The sequence below is a fragment of the Thiobacillus denitrificans genome (assembly GCF_001530125.1).
GTDB classification, from domain to species: domain Bacteria; phylum Pseudomonadota; class Gammaproteobacteria; order Burkholderiales; family Thiobacillaceae; genus Thiobacillus; species Thiobacillus denitrificans_C.
Genome location: NZ_LDUG01000033.1, coordinates 123,029 through 147,065, shown reverse-complemented (window position 1 = coordinate 147,065; position 24,037 = coordinate 123,029). Strand labels below are relative to the sequence as shown.

Sequence of the window (24,037 nt, the reverse complement as noted above, 5' to 3'; positions counted from 1 at the left end):
GGCCCAGTCCAGCGCCGGCAGCAAGCCGTGTTGTGCGGCGACGCGGAACAGCGCCTCCGGGGCATGCAGCGGGCTGTTAGACGGCCCGCGCGACAGCGCCTCGTAAGCCATCACCCGCCCTTCGACCAGGTCGAGCACGGGCTGCAGCAGGGTGACCAGCCGTGCGTTGGCCAGAATGTCTTGCAGATGCTGGCGCATTTCTTCGTGCCTCATGCTGGGTTGGGGGAGTGCTGACCGGGGACGATAGGCGGGAAGTGTTGCGTGCGTGTGACGGGGGATGAGGCGCGAGGGTCATTCAACCTGAACGTAGAACAGTTCCTACAGGAAAAGCCGAGAAGGAAAACTGTTACACTGAATTTATCGTCGAACCCGCGGTAGTGGGATGCAACGCGGCGAGACGACCTCTTTTTCTGCCTTTGGCCCCGTGCATCCAACTGATGCTTTGGCCCTACTTCCAGCGGGCTTGAAAATTCCTCCCATCACATCAAAATAAAGCCAGTAATTCAGGCTTATTCGGGCTATGGCAACCAAGCGAGAAGGCAGTACCCTACTTGAACCGTCTGTGGCCAAAGCGAAGCCGCCGCCCTTGTACAAGGTGCTGCTGCTGAACGACGACTACACCCCGATGGAATTCGTGGTGCATGTCCTCAAGAAGTTTTTTGGCATCGACGAAGAACGGGCGACACAAATCATGCTCAAAGTCCATACTGAGGGTGTAGGCGTGTGCGGGGTATATCCCAGGGATATCGCCAACACCAAGGTCGAACAGGTTATGGATTTCGCGCGGCAGCACCAGCATCCGCTGCAATGTACGATGGAGGAAAGTTAGATGATTGCCCAGGAACTCGAAGTCACGCTGCATATGGCATTCATGGATGCCCGGCAGAAGCGCCACGAATTCATTTCGGTGGAACACCTGCTGATGGCCATGCTGGACAATCCGTCCGCGGTGGAAGTGCTGCGCGCGTGCGGTGCCAATATCGAACTCATGCGCGAACAGCTTGGTTCGTTCATCGAGGAACACACGCCCAAGATGGTGGGCGAGGGCGAGGTTGATACCCAGCCCACGCTCGGCTTCCAGCGCGTGATCCAGCGTGCGATCCTGCATGTACAGTCGTCCGGCAAGAAGGAAGTGACCGGTGCCAACGTGTTGGTGGCGGTATTCGGCGAAAAGGACTCGCATGCGGTGTATTTCCTCACCCAGCAGGGGGTGACACGGCTCGATATCGTCAATTTCATCTCGCACGGCATCACCAAGACTCCGCAGGGCGAACCGTTGCCGCGCGCGGATGAGCCCAGCGAGCCCTATACCGATGCGCCTGCCGCTTCGCCGCTCGACAGCTTTGCGCAGAATCTGAATACGCAGGCGCTGGCCGGCAAGATCGACCCCCTGATCGGGCGCGAACAGGAACTCGTGCGCGTGATCCAAACCCTGTGCCGTCGGCGCAAGAACAATCCCTTGCTGGTGGGCGAGGCCGGCGTGGGCAAGACCGCCATTGCCGAAGGCTTGGCGCGCCGCATCGTTGAAGGCGCGGTGCCCGACATCCTGGCGCAAAGCACGGTGTATTCGCTGGACATGGGCGCCTTGCTCGCCGGCACCAAATACCGCGGCGATTTCGAGCAGCGCCTGAAGGGCGTGCTGAAGCAGTTGACCGACAATCCCAAGGCGATCCTGTTCATCGACGAAATTCACACTCTGGTCGGTGCCGGGGCGGCGTCCGGCGGCACGCTCGATGCGTCCAACCTGCTGAAGCCGGCGCTGTCGTCGGGCAATCTGCGCTGCATTGGTGCGACCACGTACACTGAATATCGCGGCATTTTCGAGAAAGACCACGCCTTATCGCGGCGTTTTCAGAAAATCGACGTACCGGAACCCTCGGTCGACGAAACCGTGGCGATCCTGCGCGGCCTGAAATCGCGTTTCGAAGACCATCATGGCGTCAAATATACGGCGGCCGCGCTGACCACGGCGGCGCAGCTGTCAGCGCGCTACATCAACGACCGCCATCTGCCGGACAAGGCGATCGACGTCATCGACGAGGCGGGCGCGGCGCAGCGCATCCTGCCGAAATCCAGGCAGAAACGGACGATCACGCCGCGCGAGATCGAGGACATCATTGCCAAGATCGCGCGCATCCCGCCCAAGACCGTGTCGTCCGACGACAGGAGCTCGCTGAAGACGCTGGATCGTGACCTGAAGGCGGTGGTGTTCGGCCAGGATGTGGCCATCGATGCGCTGGCCACTGCGATCAAGATGTCGCGCAGCGGCCTCGGCAATCCCCAGAAACCGATCGGCAACTTCCTGTTCTCCGGCCCCACCGGGGTTGGCAAGACCGAGGTCGCGCGCCAGTTGGCCTATGTGCTGGGTGTCGAACTGATCCGCTTCGACATGTCGGAATACATGGAGCGCCATGCGGTGTCGCGGCTGATCGGCGCGCCGCCCGGCTATGTGGGTTTCGACCAAGGTGGACTATTGACGGAGGCTGTTAATAAGCATCCCTATGCCGTTGTTTTGCTTGATGAAGTCGAAAAGGCCCATCCGGATATTTTCAATGTGCTGCTGCAGGTGATGGACCACGGCACGCTGACCGATACGAACGGGCGCAAGGCCGATTTCCGTAACGTGGTGCTGGTCATGACGACCAACGCGGGGGCGGAAATGCTCAACAAGGCATCGATCGGTTTTTCCAACTCGCGCGAAAGCGGCGACGAGATGGGCGAAATCAAGCGCATGTTCACGCCGGAGTTCAGGAATCGTCTCGACGCGATCATTCCGTTTGCGTCGCTCTCTGAGCCGATCATCCTGCAAGTGGTGGACAAGTTCCTGATGCAGTTGGAGGAGCAGTTGCACGAAAAGAAAGTCGAGGCGGTGTTTACCGACGCGCTGAAAGCCTATCTGGCCAAACATGGCTTCGATCCGCTGATGGGCGCGCGGCCGATGGCGCGACTGATCCAGGACACCATCCGCAAGGCGCTGGCCGATGAACTGCTGTTCGGCAAACTGGCGCGCGGTGGGCGGGTGACCATCGATATCGACGCCAACCAAAAGGTCTGCCTGGAGTTTGAAGAGGCGGTTCCAGCGTAATGCCGTAAAGATTTTGCGTGTGTGGTCGTTAAGCGAACAAGCAGCAGGCGTGTATTTCAGTAACTGATCCTGTTTCCGGCTTCATGTATTCATGAATGCCGGGGAGATGGGGGAATACCGCGCCTGTGGCACATTCGCCCAGACGGAAGGAATAACAATGAACCTCCACCACGCATCACGTTTTGCTGTTGTCACCCTGTTTAGCCTATTGCCGGTCTGTGTCCATGCGGCCGAGAACACGGCCGTTTCCGGTGATGAATTGGCGAAAGCTGGCGAGCGCATCCGCCAGACCGGCGCCCAGATGCAAGAAGATCTCAAGAAAGCGCGAGCCCGCATGGAAGCGCAGAAGGCGCAACAGGAAGCGGAACGTAAGAGAGGGGCCGAGCGGGCGCGCCAGCAGGCGATCAAGGAGGCAGCCGAGCAGCGACAGGCCCAGGAAGCCAGGCAGCGACAGGCCAGGGAAGCCGCCCAGGCGCAGGCCCGTCAGGAGGCCGCGAAACGGGCGGAACTGGCCGCGAAACAGGCGGAGCAGGCTGCGCGTGATCGTCAGGTGGCCCTGGCGATGCAGCGCGTGAAAGATGAACAGGCCGCCAAGGAAAGATCTGCCATAGCCTTGAAGGCAGCTCGTCAATCTGCCGGCCCGCGAGGGATGGCTGATGCCGCTCCGAGGGAAACCGCGAAGGAGAGAGCGGCCCGGGCGCTGAGGGAAGCCCGTCAATCTTCGGGTCCGCGAGGAATGGCTGAGGATGGCCTGTAAGCCTTGAATGGGTGAGCTGCGCCCGGCAAACCGGGCGCAGGCAAGGAAGTCAACAGCGAGCACATGCTGCCGGCCGGCATGGCGGGCGGTATCCTGACTTGCTGAATGCGGCTGAATCCCGCACCATACGGCACCCATCCTGCTAACTGGAGTGCATATGAAACCCTGCCATGCGACGTTTATTGCCCTGACCGCTCTCGCCGTGTTGTTGTCCGGCTGTGAAAAACCCGCCACTGACGCGACCGCCCCAGCCGTGAAAAGCGAAACCGTGGCGACGGTGGGGGGAGACAAGATCAGCGAAGCCGAGTTGAACGTGGCACTTTCCCGTTTGGGTGAGCTGGACGAGACGCAGGCAGCCGAGGCCAAACCCCGGGTGCTGCAGGCCTTGATCGATCAGCGTCTGGTGGCGCAGGCCGCCAAAAGTGCAGGACTGGACAAGGAGCCCGAGGTTGGATTTGCGATGGCGCAGGCCAGCCGCCAGGTGTTGGCGGAGACTTATGCGGAGCGCAGCTTCAGGGATGTTGCGAAACCCTCTGAATCCGAGATCGCCGATTATTACAGCCAGCATCCCGAGCTTTTTTCCGAGCGGCGGATTTACCGCATCCAGGAACTTGAACTGAAACTGGATCCAGCGCGCATATCCGAAGTCGAGGCCAAACTCAAAAGCAGCCATTCCATGGGCGATTTCGTCAACTGGATCAAGGAGCAGGGCATCGAGGGCAAGACCGCCATGGCTGTCAAGCCGGCCGAACAGATCCCGGCACCTTTGCTGGGTCGCCTCAGCCAGATGAAGGACGGCCAGGTGACGATTTTGCCGGGACGCCCCGGGCATGTGCTGGTTCAGCAGCTGCAGGAAAGCCAGTCGCAGCCTGCTTCGCTGGAACAGGCGCATAACGCCATCGAGCGGGCCCTGATGGCCGAGAAACGCAAGGAATTGATGGCGGCGGATCTGAAAAAGCTGCGCGAAGCTGCCAAAGTCGAGTATGCAACCGGCTATGCGCCCGCTGCCGAAGTAAAAGCCGAAGACGACAAGGCTGCCGGCGACACAGTCGAGAGCGACAAAGCTGCGAGCGACAAAGCCGAAGAAAAACCTGCCAACTAATTCCTCCTATGATTCTGGTGACAGGCGGCGCCGGTTTTATCGGCGCCAATTTCGTTCTGGACTGGCTGGCGGTGGGCGATGAAGCCGTCGTCAACCTCGACAAGCTGACCTATGCGGGCAACCTCGAGAACCTGCGGCCGTTGCGCGGCGACGCGCGGCATGTTTTCGTGCAGGGCGACATCGGCGACCGCGCGACGGTCGATGCGCTGCTGCAGCAATACCGCCCCCGCGCAGTGGTCAATTTCGCGGCCGAAAGCCACGTTGACCGCTCCATCCAGGGCCCCGGCGAGTTCATCGAGACCAATGTGGTCGGCACCTTCAAGCTGCTGGAATCGGTGCGCGCGCATTGGTCGCGGTTGCCTGCAGACGAGCAGGCGGCGTTCCGTTTCCTGCACGTGTCGACCGACGAAGTGTACGGCTCGCTTGGTCCCGCCGATCCGGCGTTTTCCGAAACCACGCCGTTTGCGCCGAACAGCCCATATTCGGCGTCGAAAGCCGCCTCGGATCATCTGGTGCGCGCCTATCATCACACCTACGGCCTGCCGGTGCTGACCACCAACTGCTCGAACAATTACGGGCCGCTGCAGTTTCCAGAAAAACTTGTCCCGCTGGTCATCCACAACGCGCTGGCGGGCAAGCCGCTGCCGATCTACGGCGACGGCAGCAATGTCCGCGACTGGCTGTACGTCAGCGACCATTGCAGCGCGATTCGGCGGGTGCTGGAGGCCGGGCGGCTGGGGGAGACCTACAACATCGGCGGCTGCAACGAAAAGACCAACCTCGAGGTGGTGGAGACGCTGTGCGCCATCCTCGACGAGCTGCATCCCGGCTCGCCGATTACGCCGCACGCCAGCCTGATGACCTTCGTCAAGGATCGCCCCGGCCACGACCAGCGCTATGCGATCGATGCCACCAAGATCGAGCGCGAACTCGGCTGGACGCCCGCCGAGACCTTCGAGAGCGGGATCAGGAAGACGGTGGCGTGGTATCTGAATAATCAGGAGTGGGTGGCCCACGTCACCAGCGGCGAATACCGCAACTGGGTTTCGGAGAATTACGCAGCACGCTAGACATGACTACACGCAAAGGCATCATCCTCGCCGGGGGCTCCGGCACCCGGCTGTATCCCATCACCCAGGTGGTCTCCAAGCAGCTGCTGCCGGTGTACGACAAGCCCATGGTGTATTACCCGCTGACCACGCTGATGCTGGCGGGGATCCGCGACATCCTGCTGATATCCACCCCGCAGGACACGCCGCGTTTCGAGCAGTTGCTGGGCGACGGCGCGCAGTGGGGGCTCAATATTCAATATGCCGTTCAGGATGCGCCCGAGGGGCTGGCGCAGGCCTTCCTCATCGGCAGCGATTTCATCGGCACCGATCCCTGCGCCCTGGTGCTGGGCGACAACATTTTCTACGGCCACGAGTTGAGCCAGGACATGCAGGCGGCGGGGCAGCGCACGCACGGCGCCACCGTGTTCGCCTATCCTGTGACTGACCCCGAGCGTTACGGCGTGGTCGAGTTCGACGCCGCCGGGCGCGCGGTCAGCCTGGAGGAAAAGCCCGCCAAGCCCAAGTCGCGTTATGCCATCACCGGCCTGTATTTCTACGACAACCGGGTGATCGACGTCGCGCGTGCCTTGCAACCGTCGCCGCGCGGCGAACTGGAGATCACCGACGTCAACCGCCAGTACCTCGACTGGGGCGAGCTCGATGTGCAGGTGATGGGACGCGGCCAGGCCTGGCTCGACACCGGCACCCACGACTCGCTGATCGAGGCGGCGCTCTATATCCAGACCATCGAGAAACGCCAGGGCCTGAAAATCGCCTGCCCGGAAGAGATCGCCTACCGCCAGGGCTTCATCGACGCTGCCCAACTGCAAGCGCTGGCGCAGCCCCTGATGAAAAACGGCTATGGGCGCTATCTGATCGACGTGCTGAACGACCGGGTGTTCTGATGCAGGTAATCGAAACCCAGCATCCCGAGGTGCTGTTGCTGCGTCCCAAGGTGTTCGGCGACGCGCGCGGCTTCTTTTTCGAAAGCTACAACCGCAAGGCCTTCGCCGAACTCGGCATCGACGCCGAGTTCGTGCAGGACAACCACTCGCGCTCCGCGCAAGGCGTGCTGCGCGGCCTGCATTACCAGATCAGCCAGCCGCAGGGCAAGCTGGTGCGCGTGGCAGCGGGCGAGGTGTTCGACGTGGCGGTGGACCTGCGTCGCAGCTCGCCGCACTTCGGCCGCGTCGCCGCCTTCCGCCTGTCGGCCGAGACGCACGAGATGGCGTGGATCCCGCCGGGGTTTGCCCACGGGTTTCAGGTGCTGTCCGACTACGCCGAGTTTCTTTACAAGACGACTGATTATTACGCGCCGCAGTTCGAGCGTTGCCTGCTGTGGAACGATCCGGCACTCGACATCGCCTGGCCGCTGGACGGCGCGTCGTTGCTGTCCGCCAAGGACCAGGCCGGCCTGCCGCTCGTCGAATGCGAGGTGTTCGCGTGAGGATCCTGCTCACCGGCGTCAACGGCCAGGTGGGCTGGGAGTTGCAGCGCACGCTGGCGCCGCTGGGCGAGGTGATCGCGGTGGATCGCAGCCGCCTCGACCTGGCCGACACGGCAGGCATCCGCCGCGCGGTGGACGCGATCGCCCCGGACCTGATCGTCAACCCGGCCGCCTACACAGTGGTCGACCAGGCCGAGTCCGAGCCCGACCTGGCGCACGCCATCAACGCGGCCGCGCCGGGCGAGCTGGCGCAGGCTGCGGCGGCGCGCGGGATTCCGCTGGTGCATTTTTCAACCGATTACGTGTTCGACGGGCGCAAGTCCGCTGCCTATACGGAAGCGGACGCGCCGAATCCACTGGGCGTGTATGGCGCGACCAAACTGGCGGGGGAGCAGGCGGTCGCGCGCGCCGGCGCGCCGCACCTGATCCTGCGCGCCAGCTGGGTCTACGGCCTGCGCGGGCGCAATTTCCTGCTGACCATGCAGCGGCTGCTGCGCGAGCGCGATTCCCTGGCGGTGGTCGACGACCAGTTTGGCGCGCCGACCTGGTCGCGCCTGATCGCCGAGGCAACGGCTTTGGTGATTGTGCGCTGGCTGGATCGACCCGATCAAATTGCAACGTCCGGGATCTATCATCTGAGCTGCGGCGGACGCACCAGCTGGCGCGGCTTTACCGCAGCGATCCGGGCACACCTTGCTGCCACGGACGCGAAACTGGCTTGCCTGACCGCGATCCCGACCGCCGGCTATCCCACGCCGGCGGCGCGTCCGGCCAACTCGCAACTGGACGGCGACAAGCTGGCAGCGACCTTCGGGGTGCGGCTGCCCGACTGGGAAACCGCGCTGGCCCTGTGTCTGGACCAGGATTTTCCGCAATCGATAAAATGATATTTTTAACAGGACACACGACATGACCATCATTCACCCCGTCATTCTTTCCGGTGGCTCGGGCACCCGCCTGTGGCCCTTGTCGCGCGCGGCCCTGCCCAAGCAGCTGCTGCCGCTCGCCAGCGACCACAGCCTGCTGCAGGATACCGTCAGCCGTCTGGCGGACATGCCGGAAATGGGCGCGCCGCTGATGGTGTGCAACGTCGAGCACCGCTTCATGATCGCCGAGCAGATGCGTCAGATCGACACGCAGCCACGCGCCATCGTGCTGGAGCCGGTGGGCCGCAATACCGCGCCAGCGATTGCCGTGGCTGCGCTGATGCTGTCGCGCGACGACCCCGACGCGCTGATGCTGGTGCTGCCCGCCGATCATCTGATCGGCGACGTGGCGGCGTTTCATGCGGCCATCCTCACAGCGGCGCGGGCGGCGCAGAACGGCCACCTCGCCACCTTCGGCATCGTCGCCGCCACCCCCGAAACCGGTTACGGCTACATTCGCCGGGGCGCGCCGCTGGCGGATAGCGCCGGCGCGCACCAGGTGGCGGCGTTCGTTGAGAAACCCGATCTGTCCACCGCGCAGCAGTATGTCGACTCCGGCGACTATTTCTGGAACAGCGGCATGTTCCTGTTCCGCGCATCGGATTTTCTCGACGAGCTGCAGGCGCTGCGCCCGGACATTCTGGACGCCAGCCGCGCCGCGCTCGATGCTGCCACGCCCGATCTCGATTTCGTGCGACTGGACCCGGTGGCATTCGAGGCCTGCCCGTCGGAGTCGGTCGACTATGCAGTGATGGAAAAGACCCGCCGCGCTGCGGTGGTGCCGGCCGACATCGCCTGGAACGACATCGGCGCCTGGACGGCATTGTGGGACGTGGCGGTGAAGGACGAGCAGGGCAACGCCACCCGTGGCGACGTCATGCTGGAAAACGCGCGCAACAACTTCGTCCGCGCCGAAACCCGCATGGTGGCAATGCTCGGCGTGTCGGACCTGGTGGTGGTGGAAACCGCCGACGTGGTGCTGGTGGCGCACAAGGACCAGGTGCAGGACGTGAAGAAGCTGGTCGACCGCCTCAAGGCCGAGCAGCGTTGCGAGCACCTCGTCCACAAGCAGGTCTACCGCCCGTGGGGCTGGTACGAGGGCATCGACGAGGGTGAGCGCTTCCAGGTCAAGCGCATCATGGTCAAGCCGGGCGAGAAGCTCAGCCTGCAGATGCATCACCATCGCGCCGAGCACTGGATCGTGGTGTCGGGCACCGCCAGCGTCACCTGCGGCGAAGAGATCATGCTGCTGACCGAAAACCAGTCCACTTACATTCCGCTGGGCACGACGCACCGGCTGGAAAACCCCGGCAAGATAGACCTGCACATGATCGAGGTGCAGTCGGGCACCTATCTCGGTGAAGACGACATCGTGCGCTTCGAGGATGTCTACCAGCGCAATTGAGGCGCTGTTCCGCCTGCCTTTGCCACAAGCGCCTGTTATTGCTTGTTTAATTTTATTGCGCCCTGGTATCCGCCCGGCATCAGCGGCATACACAGGGGCTTTCTGTAAGACAAACGCCGACAGAAGAAGTCGACAATTTCCGTCCGAGAATACAGCGCTAGTCCACGTTAACTTTGTCGGGTGTCATCCGATAACGAATTCACCACACTGACTTAAGTGTGAAATCGAAAAAAAGTTCAACGAAGTAAGGACACGCAAATGAAAATGGACGAAATGCTGGACGAAATGCGCGATGTCAATCTCAACTACCTGATGCTGGCGCAAAGCATGATCCAGCACGATAAAGCGACCGCCATCTTTCGTCTGGGCATCAGCCAGGACGTCGCCGAGCTGATCAAGGCGCTGACCCCCGCACAAATTCTCAAGCTTGCCGCATCCGGCATGATGGTGTCGCGCTTCCGCTTCGACGACGGCATGGTGCTCAACATGCTGACCAGCTACACCAAGGATCGCACCATGGCGCAGTCCCACGCCGCTATCCTGATGGCGGGCCAGGCTGTGGCAGCCTTTGCCTGATTCCGTCGCACAATAAAAGAAGGCGTGTCCCAATGAGCAAGAAAAGTCTGCTGACCGAAATGCGCGACACCCAGCTGGCGATCGAAATGATCGAACTCGGCGCCCGCCCGCAGGTGCTGGAATCCGAAACCACGCTGTCGCGCGAACGCTTGCTCAAGCTGTACAAGGAAGTCAAAGGCGTTTCGCCGCCCAAGGGCATGCTGCCGTTTTCGACCGACTGGTTCCTGACCTGGTTGCCCAACGTCCATTCCTCGCTGTTCATCAACATTCATCGCTACCTCACCAAGAACAGCGATTGCAGCGGCATCGTAGCGGTGCTCAAAAGCTACCGCCTGTATCAGGAATATCTGCACACCAACCAGATCGAAGGCGTGTTGAGCTTCACCCGTGCCTGGACCCTGAACCGCTTCTTCGAAAGCCGCATGCTCGAAACCGCCGTCTGCAGCGGCTGCGGCGGCCACTTCGTGGTGCATCCGGACGACCTGCATGACCAGTATGTGTGCGGCCTGTGCAACGTGCCTGCGCGCGCCGGCAAAACCCGCAAGGCCAAGATGGCCCAGATCGAACTGACCGCCGCCGCCTGACCGTTTTTCCGCTAGTCCGGTGATGACGCGCCTGCCGGTCAGCCTCCAGTCGCTTGTCATCCAGTGCATTGCCCTGCTGCTGGCTGCATTGTTGAACCCTCTGCTGCAAAATCCATTTTCGGATCAACCCGCCCTGTGGCAACTCGCTCTCGTCCAGGGGGCGATCGCAGCCGGGCTGAGCTTTCTCTGGCGTCAACCTGCCTGGTGGCCCCCACTGCATTTCGGCTTCTTGCCGACCATCCTGCTGGCGCTGCAGGCAAGTGTGCCCGCCTGGGTCTATCTGGCGGCCTTCCTGCTGCTGGTGCTGTTCTACTGGAGCAGCTTCCGCACCCGGGTGCCCTTGTATCTGTCCGACCGCAAAGCCTGGCAGGCCGTGGCCTCCTTGTTGCCTGAAACACAGGCGTTCCGCTTCATCGACCTCGGCAGCGGGCTGGGTGGGGTGCCCTTATATCTGGCGCCGCTTTTTTCGCAGGGCCTTTTTTACGGCACCGAAACGGCCCCGGCCCCCTGGCTCATTAGCCGTCTGCGCGCCGGGTTCAAACGCAGCCGGGTGCGCTTCATGCGGCGCGATTACACGACCCTCGACCTGGCCGATTTCGATGTGGTGTTTGCTTTTCTCTCGCCCGCGGCCATGCCCGACCTGTGGCGGCAGGCACAAGCCCAGATGCGCAGCGGCTGCCTGTTCATCAGCCTGTCGTTTGCGGTCGACACCCGACCGCCGGATCACGTGGTGACGCTGGCTGAAGGTGCCCGTCACACCTTGTATGCGTGGCGGATGTAAGGGGTCGTCACGCGGAAATACTCACGCCGCGCCATCAAGTTTCTTTCGATCCGGTCGAATCTTCATGCTGAGAGCCCTGGCTTTGAGTGCTTAAAAAACCGGGGTAGGGCGGGACCGCTTCCGCCCGGTGAATCAATCAAAAGGAACAGACTGACGTGCTAGTCATTGCTGGATATATTGTCGTGGTGATCACCGTCTTCGGCGGCTTTGCGCTGGCGGGCGGACATCTGGCGGCGTTGCTGCAGCCGGTTGAATTGCTGATGATTGGCGGCGGCGCGGGTGGCGCGTTCCTGGTCGGCAACAATGCCAAGTCCATCAAGGCCACCCTGAAGGCGTTGCCCACTGTTCTCAAGGGAACAAAATACACGCGTGCGTCCTACATGGACATGATGGCGCTGTTGTATGAACTGCTCACCAAGATTCGCAAGGAAGGATTGATGTCGGTCGAGGCCGATGTCGACTCGCCCGAGAACAGCCCGCTGTTCCAGAAATATCCGACGGTGATGGCTGATCACCACATCGTCGAATTCCTCACCGACTATCTGCGGCTGATGGTGAGCGGCAGCATGAATGCCTTTGAAATCGAAAACCTGATGGACAACGAAATCGAAACCCACCATCACGAAGGCGAGGTGCCCGTGCATTGCATCGCCAAGCTTGGTGACGGCCTGCCAGCCTTTGGTATCGTCGCGGCGGTGATGGGCGTGGTCCACACCATGGAGTCGGTCGGCCTGCCACCGGCGGAACTGGGCATTCTGATCGCGCACGCGCTGGTCGGCACCTTCCTCGGTATTTTGCTGGCCTACGGTTTTGTGGGCCCGCTTTCCGGCTTGCTTGAACAAAAGCTCCACGAATCGACCAAGATGTTCCAGTGCGTCAAGGTTACCCTGCTGGCCAGCATTAACGGCTATGCGCCGGCGATTGCGGTCGAGTTCGGGCGCAAGGTGCTGTTCTCGACCGAGCGGCCTTCCTTCAGCGAGCTGGAAGAGCACGTCAAGGGCGCGAAATCGCGCTGATACTCGCTGCCCGCGCTGCATAAAACCATCTCATACCCATAGAGCATAAATGAGCGAGCAAAAAGCGCCCATCGTCGTCAAGCGCATCAGGAAGGTGGTGGGCGGCCATCACGGCGGGGCGTGGAAGATCGCCTATGCCGACTTCGTGACCGCGATGATGGCGTTCTTCCTGCTGATGTGGCTGCTGGGCTCGACCGCCAAGGGCGACCTGAGCGGGATTGCGGACTATTTCAAGACACCACTCAAGGTGGCCATGCAAGGGGGTTCCGGTAGCGGCGACAGCTCCAGCGTCATCAAGGGCGGCGGTACGGACCTCACGCGCAAGGCCGGGCAGGTGAAGAAAGGCGAGACCGAAGCCGAGAAGAAATCCTACAACCTGAAGGCGGCGCAGGCCGAACTGGAACGCCGTGAGGCGGAAAAGCTGAAGCAGCTGAAAAAAAGCCTGGAACAGGCAATCGAGGCCAACCCCACCCTGAAGCAGTTCAAGCGACAGTTGCTGATCGACATCACCAATGAAGGCCTGCGCATCCAGATCGTCGACGAACAGAACCGCCCCATGTTCAATCTGGCCAGCGCCGAGCTGCAACCCTACACCAAGATCATCCTGCGCGAGATCGGCAAGGTGCTGAACGATGTGCAGAACCGCGTCAGCCTCTCCGGCCACACGGATGCCGTTCAGTATGGCAATGCGGGACGCGGCTACAGCAACTGGGAACTGTCGGCCGACCGCGCCAATGCGTCGCGCCGCGAACTGATTGCCGGCGGCATGGACGAAGCGAAAATGCTGCGGGTGGTCGGACTGGCCGCATCGGTGCCATTCAAGGACGCCAAATCCAGCGACCCGGTCAACCGCCGCATCAGCATCATCGTGATGAACAAGCGCACCGAAGAAGCGGTGACCAAGCAAGCCTCCGGCAATACCGCTAGTGACGAGGACGTAACAAGCAGCGAATCCGGGCAAGACAGCGCGCCACCACGCTGATCCGCGCGCCGCCTGGCGCGAAATAGCAGGCCAAATCCACCCTTATTCCCCTGATTGCCCGCGCCGGGCATGACCAATAATTCAGCCTGAAGAAAGCCCGCCTCCAGCCGATGCGAGAGGCGAGCTCCCCACCAACAGGTGAAATCAGGGATGGCTGAAGAAAGCGATCAGGAAAAAACCGAACCAGCCTCGCCACAGCGGCTGGAGAAGGCACGTGAAGACGGCCAGGTCGTGCAGTCGCGCGAGCTGGGCACGTTTGTCGTGCTGATGGTGGGGGGCGCGACCTTGTGGACGATGGCCAGCGGCCTCGGCCAGACCCTGTCGCATATCGTGCGCGACGGCCTGCAGTTCAATCCCGGCATCGCCCGCGACAGTTCGTACGTCATGGCGCAGCTGTCGAGCCAGTTTTTCGAAGCGGCGCTGGCGTTGTCTCCCTTCCTGGCGGTGGTGGTGGTCGCCACCCTGGCTTCGCCGCTGCTGCTGCGCGGCTGGCTGTTCAGTGCCAAGGCCTTTGCCCCGAAGTTCGATCGCCTGAACCCGCTTTCCGGCATCAAGCGCATGTTTTCCAGCCAGGGGTTGATCGAGCTGGTCAAGGCGCTGGCCAAGGCCGGCTTGTTGGGCGGGGTCGCCGTGTGGCTGATCTGGTCCAATGTGGGCGCGATTTTTTCGCTCAGTCTGGAATCGCCTTCTATCGCCATCCAGCATATGGGCAACCTCATCGGCAAGGTTTTTCTGCTGGTCTCGGGCACGATGATTTTCGTCGTCGTGATCGATCTGCCGTACCAGCTCTGGAGTCACTTCAAGAAGCTCAGGATGAGCAAGGAGGAAGTGCGCCGGGAAAACAAGGAGTCGGAAGGCGACCCCCACCTGAAGGCGCACATCCGTGCCCAGCAGCGCGAAGTGGCGCGCCGCCGCATGATGTCCGAGATCCCCTCTGCCGACGTGGTGGTGACCAACCCGACCCATTACGCCGTTGCGCTCAAATACAGCGAAGGCAAGATGGGCGCGCCGCGCGTGGTGGCCAAAGGCGCCGACGCGGTTGCTGCGCGCATTCGCGAGCTGGCTGCCGAGCACAGTGTGCCGCTGCTGGAAGCGCCGCCGCTGGCGCGTGCGCTGTTCCGCCACACCGAACTCGGCGACGAGATTCCGGCCACACTCTACGCAGCGGTGGCCGAAGTGCTGGCCTACGTATTCCAGCTGCGCCATTTCCAGCAAGTGGGCGGGGCCTATCCCAATGCGCCGACCACCTTGCCGGTTCCGCCCGAGCTTGACCCGCTGCAGGCTGGCATAGGCTCTAAAGCATGAACGGCACCCTGAGCATCTCCAACCTGTTCAGCGGCGCCAACGCTCGGGCGATGGCCGCGCCGATTTTCATCGTCCTCATCCTGGCGATGCTGGTGCTGCCGCTGCCGCCGTTTGCGCTGGACATGCTGTTCACCTTCAACATCGCGCTCTCCATCATGGTCTTGCTGGTGAGCCTGTCGACCAAGCGGGCGCTCGAATTCGCGGCCTTCCCCACGGTGCTGCTGCTTTCCACGCTGCTGCGACTGTCGCTCAACGTCGCCTCCACCCGCGTGGTGCTGCTGGAGGGCCATACCGGGCCGGATGCGGCGGGCAAAGTGATCGAGGCTTTCGGCCATTTCCTGGTCGGCGGCAATTACACGGTCGGCATTATCGTGTTCGTCATCCTGGTGGTGATCAACTTCATCGTCATCACCAAGGGTGCGGGGCGCATCGCCGAGGTCAGCGCGCGTTTCACTCTCGACGCGATGCCGGGCAAGCAGATGGCGATCGACGCCGACCTCAACGCCGGCCTGGTCGACGAAGACGAGGCGCGTCGTCGCCGCGCCGAAATCTCCCAGGAGGCCGATTTTTACGGCTCGATGGACGGCGCCTCGAAATTCGTGCGCGGCGACGCCATCGCCGGCATCCTGATTCTGCTGATCAACATCGTCGGCGGCCTGCTCATCGGCCTGCTGCAGCACGATATGTCGCTGGCCGACGCGGCGCGCAACTACACCCTGCTGGCGATCGGCGACGGTCTGGTGGCGCAGATTCCGGCGCTGGTCATTTCGATCGCCGCCGGCATCATCGTCAGCCGCGTCAGCACCGATGAGGACATCGCCGGCCAGATGATGTCCAACGTCTTCAACAAGACGCAGGCGCTCTACATCACCGCCGCCATCCTCGGCATGATGGGCATGATTCCCGGCATGCCGAACTTTGCCTTCCTGCTGCTGGCCGGCGGCATGGTCTGGCTGGCCTACAAGAACAGCAAGCGGAAACAGGCGGCCGAGGCCGCGCCGGACGTGCAGACTGCGCCCGTCGTCGCGGTCGAAAGCCAGGAAGCCAGTTGGGAGGATGTCGCGCCCATCGATACGCTGGGGCTGGAAGTCGGCTATCGCCTGATCCCGCTGGTGGACAGCGCCGCCGACGGCGAGCTGGTGCGCCGCATCAAGGGCATCCGCAAGAAGTTCGCCCGCGAAATCGGCTTTTTGCCGCCCGCCGTGCATATCCGCGACAACCTCGAGATCAATCCGAACAGCTACCGCATCACCCTCAAGGGCGTGGAAATCGGCAGCGGCGAAGTGCGCACCGGGCTGTTCCTCGCCATCGACCCGGGCAGCACCAGCGCCACCCTGCCGGGCGTCGCCACGACGGATCCCGCGTTCGGCCTGCCGGCGGTGTGGATCGAATCCGGCCTGCGCGAACAGGCGCAGGCGATGGGCTACACCGTGGTCGACCCCGGCACCGTGGTGGCCACGCATCTGAATCATCTGGTGACCCAGCATGCCGCCGAACTGCTCGGCCGGCAGGAAGCGCAGGCGCTGCTCGACCACCTGGGCAAGAGCGCGCCCAAACTGGTGGAAGACCTGGTGCCGAAAATGCTGACGCTCTCCACCGTGCAGAAAGTGCTGCAAAACCTGCTGCTGGAAGGCGTGGCCATCCGCGACATGCGCACCGTCATCGACACTCTGCTGGAGAACGCCGCGCGGGTACAGGATCCGCACGAGCTCACCGCGCTGGTGCGGGTGGCGCTGGGCCGCTCGATCGTGCAGCAGATTTACGGCTCGGCCAACGAGCTGCCGGTGATCGCGCTGGATCAGGGACTGGAACGCCTGCTGCTGCAAACCCTGCAGGTCGGCAATGATGCCGGCGGCATGGAGCCGGGACTGGCCGACACCCTGCTGGAACGAACCCAGACCTCGACGCAGCGGCAAGAGGCGCTGGGCCACCCCCCCGTATTGTTGACGCCGGCCGTGCTGCGTCCGCTACTCGCACGTTTCCTGCGGCGCACCGTGCCGCAACTCAAGGTGCTTTCGCACGCTGAAGTGCCCGAAGGCAAACAGATCAAAGTCACTTCCCTGATAGGAGGAGCAGCATGAACGTCAAACGTATCGTCGCCAAAACATCCCGTGAAGCCATGCGCCAGTTGCGCGAGGCGCTCGGACCCGATGCGGTCATTCTCTCCAACCGTGCTGTCGAAGGCGGGGTCGAGGTGCTGGCCCTGGCGGCGGATGACATCGCCGCGATGGCGCCGGCTGTGAATGATTCACCCGCACCGGCGTCCGCGCCTCGATCACCGGCACCCCGGATGCAGGCGCCGGAAGAGCAGGCCGAGCCGGCACCCGCGGTCACCATCAAGCGCCGCCTGATCGAGCGCGTCGCCGTGCCCAGCCAGGACAGCGCCCAGCTTGCGCAAAGCGTCATCAGCGAAATCAAGTCGATGCAGACGTGCCTGGAGAGTCAGCTCGCCGACCTGGTCTGGCGCGACCTGCCGGGACGCGACCCGTCCGGTGCCGCCGTGATGCGCGACATGCTGGCGGCGGGCTTTTCCGCCACCCTGGCGCGCGAACTGCTGGAAAGCCTGCCCAAGAGCGATGCCGAACAGGCGCAGGCCTGGATGAAGAACACGCTGATGCAGCGCCTGCAGGTGATGCAGAGCGAGACCGACATGCTCGACACCGGCGGCGTGTTTGCCCTGATGGGGCCGACCGGGGCCGGCAAGACCACCACCACCGCCAAGCTGGCCGCGCGTTTCGTGGTGCGCCACGGCGCCGACAAGCTGGCGCTGCTGACCACTGACAGCTACCGGATCGGCGGCCACGAGCAGCTGCGCATTTACGGCAAGATTCTCGGCGTGACCGTGCATGCGGTGCGCGACGCCGCCGACCTGCGGCTGGCGCTGTCCGAACTGCGCAACAAGCACACCGTGCTGATCGACACCGTCGGCATGAGCCAGCGCGACCAGGCGGTTGCCGAGCAGGTCGAAATGCTGTGCCAGACCGGCAAGCAGATCAAGCGTCTGCTGGTGCTGAACGCCACCAGCCACGGCGATACGCTGGACGAAGTGGTGCAGGCGTACCGGACGCGCGGGCTCGACGGCTGCATCCTGTCGAAGATCGACGAAGCGGCGAGCCTGGGCCCGGCGCTCGACTGTGCGATTCGCCACGACTTGAACGTGCACTATCTGGCGACCGGCCAGCGCGTGCCCGAAGACCTGCATCTGGCCAATCGCCAGGCCCTCATTCACCGCGCCTTCAAGGCCCGCACGCACGCCTCGCCCTGGCAGCTGGACGACAGCGAACTGGGGTTCGCGCTTTCCGGCATTCAAACCGTGCAGCGTGAAAGCGCGGTGTCCCTTGGATAAATTCGTCAGCGATCAAGCCGCCGGACTGCGCCGCTTGCTGGGGCAACCCGGGTTTCAGGTCATCACCGTGATGTCGGGACAGCAGGGCGCGGGCAAGACCGCCGCGACCGCCAATCTGGCGGTCGCCCTGGCGCGTTCCGGGCGCGACGTGCTCATCATCGACCAGGACCAGCATGGCCGCGGCGCTTGCGCTGCGCTGGGGCTGACGCCGCGCTACGACGTGGCGGACGTGCTCGAAGGCCGCTGCACCCTGGATGCGCTGATGCTCAACGGCCCCGACAATGTGCAGGTACTGCCGATCGGCGGCGGCTTCAACCGCCTCGGGCGTTTGTCCGAACGCGATCAGGAATGGCTGGCGCAGAGCTTCAACCGTCTGCAGTGCGGCGTCGACGTGGTGCTGGTGGACATGGAAGAGGCCACCGACCCCGATGCGCTGCCGCTGGGCCTGGCCGCCTCCGAAATCATGGTAGTGCTGCCGCCCGGCAGCACGGCGATTACCCAGGCCTATACCCTGGTCAAACGGCTGGCGCACAACTTCGGCAAGCGCCAGTTCCGCCTGCTGCTCAACCGCATCGAGTCGCCGGAGCAGGCGCAGGCCGTGGCGCACAATTTTGCCCACACCGCCGAGCGCTATCTGGGGGTGTCGGTCGATTACCTGGGGTATATTCCGCTGGACGAGCGCTTGACCCATGCCGGTCATTTGCATACCTCGGTGGTGGACGCGTTTCCGGTTGCGCAGTCCACCTCGCAGTTTCGCAAACTGGCCGACGGCCTGCTGCGCTGGCCGCAGCCGCCCAGCCTGGGCAGCGTAGGGGGGTTCATGCAGCGTGTGATCCAGGGCAGCAGCCTGGTGGATGCATGCAGAAAGGGATAACCAAGAAATATGTACACCGCAAGCGGCAAAAGCGAAAAAAGCGATCTGCTGACGCTACACATGCCGATGGTCAAACGGCTGGCCCATCACATGATGGGGCGGCTGCCGCCTAGCGTGGAGGAGGACGATCTGGTGCAGGCCGGCATGATCGGCCTGCTCGACGCCATCAGCCGCTACGACGAAGCGCAGAGCGCGCAGTTCGAGGCCTATGCCATCCAGCGCATCCGCGGCTCGATGATCGACGAGTTGCGCCAGTCCGACTGGCTGCCGCGCAGTGCGCGGCAGTCGATGCGCAAGATCGAACAGGCCATCGGCGCCTTGCAGCATCAGCTTGGACGCCAGCCCAGCGAAACCGAAATCGCCGCGGCCATGAAAATCCCGCTGGCCGAATATCAGTCCATGCTGGGTGACGCGCGCGGCCACCAGCTGTTGTATTTCGAGGATTTCGGCGAATCCGACGAGGATGATTCCTTCCTCGACAAGCAGTCGGCGAACGAAGCCAGCATGCCCCTGCCGCAATTGCTCGACGCCAACCTGCGTGCCTGCATCATCGCCGGGATCGAAAACCTGCCCGAGCGCGAACAGCTTCTGATGTCGCTGTATTACGAACAGGAGCTCAACCTGCGTGAAATCAGCGAAGTGTTCGGCGTCAGCGAATCACGCATCTGCCAGCTGCATGGCCAGGCCATCGCGCGGCTGCGCACCAAACTCAAGGAAGACGCATGGATCGTGGGAGCCTGATCGGGCTCGGGCTGGCGGGGGTCGCCATCTTTGGCGGCCAGGCGATGGAAGGCGGGCAGATCAGCCTGTTCCTGCAACCGGCCGCCTTCGTCATCGTGGTGATCGGTACCCTGGGCGCCGTGCTGCTGCATCATCCGCTGCCGGTTTTCATGCAGGGGGTGCGCATGGCGAAGTGGGTTTTCCGACCGCCCGAACCGGAAGCCGGGGTGCTCATCCGCCGCGTCGTCCAGTGGTCGCACACCGTGCGGCAGGAGGGCGTGCTGGCGCTGGAAAAACACGTCAACATGACGCACGATTCGTTCCAGAGAACCGGGCTGCAACTGCTGATCGACGGCGCCGATGCAGACAAGCTGCGCGACACGCTCGACGTGCAGATCGTCAACTTCGAAACCGCCGAGCGCCAGGCCGCGCGGGTGTGGGAGGCGGCGGGCGGCTATGCGCCCACGCTCGGCATTCTGGGTGCGGTGATCGGCCTGATCCACGTCATGGAAAACCTGGCGGATCCCAGCAAACTGGGCACCGGCATCGCGGTCGCCTTTGTCGCGACCATCTATGGCGTCGGCCTGGCCAACCTGGTGTTCCTGCCGATCGCCAACAAGATCAAGTTCACCATCGCGCGCCGGGTGAGTGAGCGCGAAATCATCTGCGACGGCCTCATCGGCATTGCCCAGGGCGACAACCCGCGCATCATCGAGGCGCGGCTAAAAGGCTACCTCTAGGATCATGCGCCGCCGTCGCCGCATTGCCGCCGATCACGAAAACCATGACCGCTGGCTGATTTCCTACGCCGATTTCATCACCCTGCTGTTCGCTTTCTTCGTGGTGATGTATGCCATCTCGGCAGTCAATGAAAACAAATTCCGTGTCCTGGCAGGCTCACTTGGCGACGCCTTCGGCAGGTCGTCGGCAGGCGACGCGCCGGTGCCGCAACTGACAACGGAGGCGTTGCCTGCGGAAGTCAGGCAACGCACCCTCAAGCAGCAGCAGGCGATCGAAGAGCAGGCGCACATGACCGAGGTGGCGAGCAACCTGCTCGATGTGATGGGGCCTCTGGTGAAGGAAGGCAAGGTGCGGGTGACGCAGAGCCGGCGCGGGGTCAGCATCGAAATCAATGCCAACGTGCTGTTCGAGCCGGGTCGAGCCGAACTGGATCCCGGCTCGCTGGAAGTGCTGCGCGCAGTGGCGGAAACCTTGAAGAATGAGCCATTCAAACTGGAAATCACCGGCCACACCGACGTCATCCCGATCAGCAATTCTGTGTTTGCCTCCAACTGGGAATTGTCGGCGGTGCGGGCCAGCAGCGTGGTGCGCCTGCTGGCCGACAGCGGCATTGCGCCAGCACGCCTGCTCGCCATCGGGCGCGAGGCCAGCAAGCCGATTGCGGCCAACGACACAGCGGAAGGGCGCGCACGCAACCGCCGGGTCGAACTGATGATCCTGTCCGGCTTACCGGACACGGTCGAGGAAATTCCGCTGCAGCCCAATCCACCCCGACCTTGAAATCGCGCGGATAGGCCCGATACTGCTTGTTCATGTCGACCGAACAAGAAGACCAGATCATGCCCAATGACTCCGTACTGGAAGGCGAAATTCTGTCCGATGATCGCCAGCTGCCGGCTTCCCCGGCGCTGCCGAATGAGCTTTACCTGCTGCCGCTGACCGAAAAACCTTTTTTCCCGGCGCAAACCCTGCCGCTCTTGATGAACGAGGCACCGTGGCTGCCGACGGTCGAGGCCATCGGCGAGACCGCACACCACATGGTGGGCCTGGTGGTGGTCAAGCCCGACAACACCGACGATGTAAAGCGGGCGGATTTCCATAGCGTCGGCACGGTGGTGCGCATCCATCATCCGGTACGCACCGACGGCAAGATGCAGTTCATCGCCGAAGGCACGCGGCGTTTCCGCATCGTCGAATGGCTGTCGGAGACGGCGCCCTACAAGGTTCGGGTCGACTACCCGAACGAAACCGGCAAGCCGGATTCCGAGGAAATCCGCGCCTATTCCATCGCCATCATCAACACCATTAAGGATTTGCTGCCGCTCAATCCGCTGTACTCCGAGGAACTCAAGTTCTTCCTCAACCGCTTCGGGCCGAACGAACCATCGCGGCTGACCGACTTCGCCGCCAGCCTCACCACCGCCTCGAAGCAGGCCTTGCAGGACGTGCTGGAAGCCTTCGGCCTGAAAAAACGCATGGAAAAGGTGCTGGTGCTGCTGAAGAAGGAACTCGACGTGGCGCGCCTGCAATCGGACATCCGCGAAAAGGTCGACGAGAAAATGAGCGATCAGCAGCGCGAGTTTTTCCTGCGCCAGCAACTGAAAGCGATCCAGAAGGAACTGGGGCTCGCCAAGGACGACAAGACTGCCGAACTCGACACCTTCAGGGAGCGCATCGCCAAGCTTGCGCTGCCCGAGCAGGCAAAAAAGCGCATTGACGAGGAAATGCACAAGTTCTCCTTGCTGGAGACCGGCTCGCCGGAATACACCGTCACCCGCAACTACCTCGACTGGCTGACCGTGCTGCCGTGGGGCGTGCACACGCAGGACAAGATCGACCTCGAACATGCGCGCAAAATCCTCGACCGCGACCACGACGGGCTGGATGATGTAAAAGAGCGCATCATCGAATTCCTGGCCGTCGGCGCGATGCGCGGCGAAATGGCCGGCTCGATCCTGCTGCTGATCGGGCCGCCTGGCGTCGGCAAGACCTCAATCGGCAAATCCATCGCCGAGGCGCTGGGACGCAAGTTCTACCGCTTTTCGGTCGGCGGCATGCGCGACGAGGCCGAGATCAAGGGCCATCGCCGCACCTACATCGGCGCCATGCCGGGCAAGTTCGTGCATGCGCTGAAAGAGGTGGAATCGGCCAACCCTGTCATCATGCTCGACGAAATCGACAAGATCGGTGCCAGCTACCAGGGCGACCCCGCCTCGGCGTTGCTGGAAGTGCTCGACCCCGAGCAGAACGCCGATTTTCTCGACCATTATCTCGACGTGCGCTTCGATCTGTCGAAGACGCTGTTCATCTGCACCGCGAACGATTTTTCCATTCCGTCGGCGCTGCTCGACCGCATGGAGGTCATCCGCCTGTCGGGCTACATCACCGAAGAAAAAGTGGCCATCGCCAAACACCACCTATGGCCGCGCGTGCTCACCCGCGCCGGGCTGAAAAAAAACCAGCTCGCGATCAGCGAAGGCGCGCTGCGCCACGTCATCGAGGGCTACGCCCGCGAAGCCGGGGTGCGCAACCTGGAAAAACAATTGGGGCGGGTGGCGAGAAAGGCCGTGGTCAAGATTCTCGGCGGCGCAGCCACGCCGATCAAAATCGGCGTCAAGGAAGTCGAGGCCTACCTCGACAAGCCCGTGTTCAGCCGCGAAAAACCGATGAGCGGCGTCGGCGTGGTCACCGGGCTGGCGTGGACATCGATGGGCGGTGCGACGCTGCCGATTGAGGCTTCGCGCGTGCATACATTGAATCGCGGCTTCAAGCTCACCGGCAAGCTGGGCGAGGTGATGAAGGAATCGGCCGAGATCGCCTACAGTTATATTGCCTCGCACCTGAAGCCCTACGGCGCCGACGCAAAGTTCTACGACACCAGCTTCGTCCACCTGCATGTGCCGGAAGGCGCGACCCCCAAGGACGGCCCCAGTGCCGGCGTCACCATGGCCACCGCGCTGCTGTCGCTGGCGAAAAACGCCAAGATCGGCCGCCCGCTGGCGATGACCGGTGAACTCACGCTGACCGGCCAGGTGCTGCCAGTCGGCGGCATCCGCGAGAAAGTCATCGCCGCGCGCCGGGTCGGCATCAATGAGCTGATTCTGCCCGACGCCAACCGGCGCGACTTCGATAAACTGCCCGAGCATATCCGCGCCGGGTTCACCGTGCACTTTGCCAAGCGCTATCAGGATGTGGCGGCCGTGGTGTTTGGTGCGGATTGATCCGGTGCGAATCAACCGGGAGAAGATGGGGGATGTGTGCTCGCTCTGTCAGGCAAAAATCGGCCAAAAGCCGACCTTCCGAAATGGGTCGATTTTCGACTGTCGAACCCAGAATGC

Annotated in this window: 23 protein-coding genes; 22 read left to right on the top strand and 1 reads right to left on the bottom strand. The window is 62.7% G+C overall.

Annotation, left to right across the window (positions count from 1 at the left end; translation table 11 throughout):
* The coding region (locus ABW22_RS12100) for an EAL domain-containing protein (protein WP_237763334.1) at positions 1 to 213 on the bottom strand (213 nt) is incomplete at its 3' end.
* 307 nt (positions 214 to 520) lie between these two features.
* Here ABW22_RS12100 and clpS point away from each other — a divergent pair.
* The 22 genes from clpS to lon all read left to right on the top strand — a co-directional run bounded on the left by clpS (position 521) and on the right by lon (position 23,920).
* A complete protein-coding gene (gene clpS / locus ABW22_RS12095) occupies positions 521 to 829 on the top strand; it encodes an ATP-dependent Clp protease adapter ClpS (protein WP_059756925.1) in 309 nt (102 codons plus the stop codon).
* Positions 830 to 3,085, top strand: a complete 2,256-nt coding sequence (gene clpA, locus ABW22_RS12090) for an ATP-dependent Clp protease ATP-binding subunit ClpA (RefSeq protein WP_059756922.1) — start codon at positions 830 to 832, stop codon at positions 3,083 to 3,085.
* A 157-nt stretch (positions 3,086 to 3,242) separates the two neighbouring features.
* Positions 3,243 to 3,842 (top strand): hypothetical protein, encoded by a 600-nt coding sequence (locus ABW22_RS12085; RefSeq protein ID WP_157648625.1) that lies wholly within the window; start codon positions 3,243 to 3,245, stop codon positions 3,840 to 3,842.
* A gap of 157 nt (positions 3,843 to 3,999) precedes the next feature.
* Complete coding sequence (locus ABW22_RS12080) at positions 4,000 to 4,944, top strand: EpsD family peptidyl-prolyl cis-trans isomerase (RefSeq protein WP_082708787.1); 945 nt, start codon at positions 4,000 to 4,002, stop codon at positions 4,942 to 4,944.
* 8 nt (positions 4,945 to 4,952) lie between these two features.
* Complete coding sequence (rfbB, locus tag ABW22_RS12075) at positions 4,953 to 6,014, top strand: dTDP-glucose 4,6-dehydratase (RefSeq protein WP_059756915.1); 1,062 nt, start codon at positions 4,953 to 4,955, stop codon at positions 6,012 to 6,014.
* Between the two features lie 2 nt (positions 6,015 to 6,016).
* Positions 6,017 to 6,901 carry a glucose-1-phosphate thymidylyltransferase RfbA gene (gene rfbA / locus ABW22_RS12070; protein WP_059756913.1) on the top strand — a complete coding sequence of 295 codons (885 nt, stop codon included), beginning with the start codon at positions 6,017 to 6,019 and terminating at the stop codon, positions 6,899 to 6,901.
* On the top strand, positions 6,901 to 7,443 hold the full coding sequence (gene rfbC / locus ABW22_RS12065; RefSeq protein ID WP_059756910.1) for a dTDP-4-dehydrorhamnose 3,5-epimerase: 543 nt from the start codon (positions 6,901 to 6,903) through the stop codon (positions 7,441 to 7,443). Before rfbA ends, rfbC begins: the two co-directional genes overlap by 1 nt.
* The gene (gene rfbD, locus ABW22_RS12060; RefSeq protein WP_059756908.1) at positions 7,425 to 8,330 is read left to right on the top strand and encodes a dTDP-4-dehydrorhamnose reductase; all 906 of its coding nucleotides are present in this window, start codon (positions 7,425 to 7,427) and stop codon (positions 8,328 to 8,330) included. The genes rfbC and rfbD overlap by 19 nt, the downstream gene beginning before the upstream one ends.
* 22 nt (positions 8,331 to 8,352) lie before the next feature.
* Complete coding sequence (locus tag ABW22_RS12055; RefSeq protein WP_059756905.1) at positions 8,353 to 9,774, top strand: mannose-1-phosphate guanylyltransferase/mannose-6-phosphate isomerase; 1,422 nt, start codon at positions 8,353 to 8,355, stop codon at positions 9,772 to 9,774.
* Between the two features lie 258 nt (positions 9,775 to 10,032).
* Positions 10,033 to 10,350, top strand: a complete 318-nt coding sequence (flhD, locus tag ABW22_RS12050) for a flagellar transcriptional regulator FlhD (RefSeq protein WP_059756902.1) — start codon at positions 10,033 to 10,035, stop codon at positions 10,348 to 10,350.
* Between the two features lie 32 nt (positions 10,351 to 10,382).
* A complete protein-coding gene (flhC, locus tag ABW22_RS12045; protein WP_059756899.1) occupies positions 10,383 to 10,934 on the top strand; it encodes a flagellar transcriptional regulator FlhC in 552 nt (183 codons plus the stop codon).
* Between the two features lie 22 nt (positions 10,935 to 10,956).
* Positions 10,957 to 11,715 carry a class I SAM-dependent methyltransferase gene (locus ABW22_RS12040; RefSeq protein ID WP_059756895.1) on the top strand — a complete coding sequence of 253 codons (759 nt, stop codon included), beginning with the start codon at positions 10,957 to 10,959 and terminating at the stop codon, positions 11,713 to 11,715.
* 155 nt (positions 11,716 to 11,870) lie between these two features.
* A complete protein-coding gene (gene motA, locus ABW22_RS12035; RefSeq protein ID WP_059756892.1) occupies positions 11,871 to 12,731 on the top strand; it encodes a flagellar motor stator protein MotA in 861 nt (286 codons plus the stop codon).
* Between the two features lie 49 nt (positions 12,732 to 12,780).
* Positions 12,781 to 13,713 (top strand): flagellar motor protein MotB, encoded by a 933-nt coding sequence (gene motB / locus ABW22_RS12030; protein WP_059756889.1) that lies wholly within the window; start codon positions 12,781 to 12,783, stop codon positions 13,711 to 13,713.
* Between the two features lie 150 nt (positions 13,714 to 13,863).
* Positions 13,864 to 15,018, top strand: a complete 1,155-nt coding sequence (gene flhB, locus ABW22_RS12025) for a flagellar biosynthesis protein FlhB (protein WP_059756886.1) — start codon at positions 13,864 to 13,866, stop codon at positions 15,016 to 15,018.
* Positions 15,015 to 17,099, top strand: coding sequence for a flagellar biosynthesis protein FlhA (gene flhA, locus ABW22_RS12020; protein WP_059756882.1), 2,085 nt, complete (start codon positions 15,015 to 15,017; stop codon positions 17,097 to 17,099). Before flhB ends, flhA begins: the two co-directional genes overlap by 4 nt.
* A complete protein-coding gene (flhF, locus tag ABW22_RS12015) occupies positions 17,096 to 18,364 on the top strand; it encodes a flagellar biosynthesis protein FlhF (RefSeq protein ID WP_059756878.1) in 1,269 nt (422 codons plus the stop codon). Before flhA ends, flhF begins: the two co-directional genes overlap by 4 nt.
* Positions 18,357 to 19,238, top strand: coding sequence for a MinD/ParA family ATP-binding protein (locus tag ABW22_RS12010; RefSeq protein WP_237763333.1), 882 nt, complete (start codon positions 18,357 to 18,359; stop codon positions 19,236 to 19,238). The genes flhF and ABW22_RS12010 overlap by 8 nt, the downstream gene beginning before the upstream one ends.
* Positions 19,239 to 19,247: 9 nt before the next feature.
* The gene (locus ABW22_RS12005) at positions 19,248 to 19,979 is read left to right on the top strand and encodes an RNA polymerase sigma factor FliA (protein ID WP_059756869.1); all 732 of its coding nucleotides are present in this window, start codon (positions 19,248 to 19,250) and stop codon (positions 19,977 to 19,979) included.
* Positions 19,961 to 20,698, top strand: a complete 738-nt coding sequence (locus tag ABW22_RS12000) for a flagellar motor protein (RefSeq protein WP_059756867.1) — start codon at positions 19,961 to 19,963, stop codon at positions 20,696 to 20,698. The genes ABW22_RS12005 and ABW22_RS12000 overlap by 19 nt, the downstream gene beginning before the upstream one ends.
* Positions 20,699 to 20,702: 4 nt before the next feature.
* Positions 20,703 to 21,479 (top strand): flagellar motor protein MotD, encoded by a 777-nt coding sequence (gene motD / locus ABW22_RS11995; protein ID WP_059756864.1) that lies wholly within the window; start codon positions 20,703 to 20,705, stop codon positions 21,477 to 21,479.
* Positions 21,480 to 21,511: 32 nt separating this feature from the next.
* Positions 21,512 to 23,920: an endopeptidase La gene (gene lon / locus ABW22_RS11990; RefSeq protein ID WP_237763332.1), complete on the top strand. Its 2,409-nt coding sequence runs from the start codon at positions 21,512 to 21,514 to the stop codon at positions 23,918 to 23,920.
* The last annotated feature ends 117 nt before the right edge of the window (positions 23,921 to 24,037 follow it).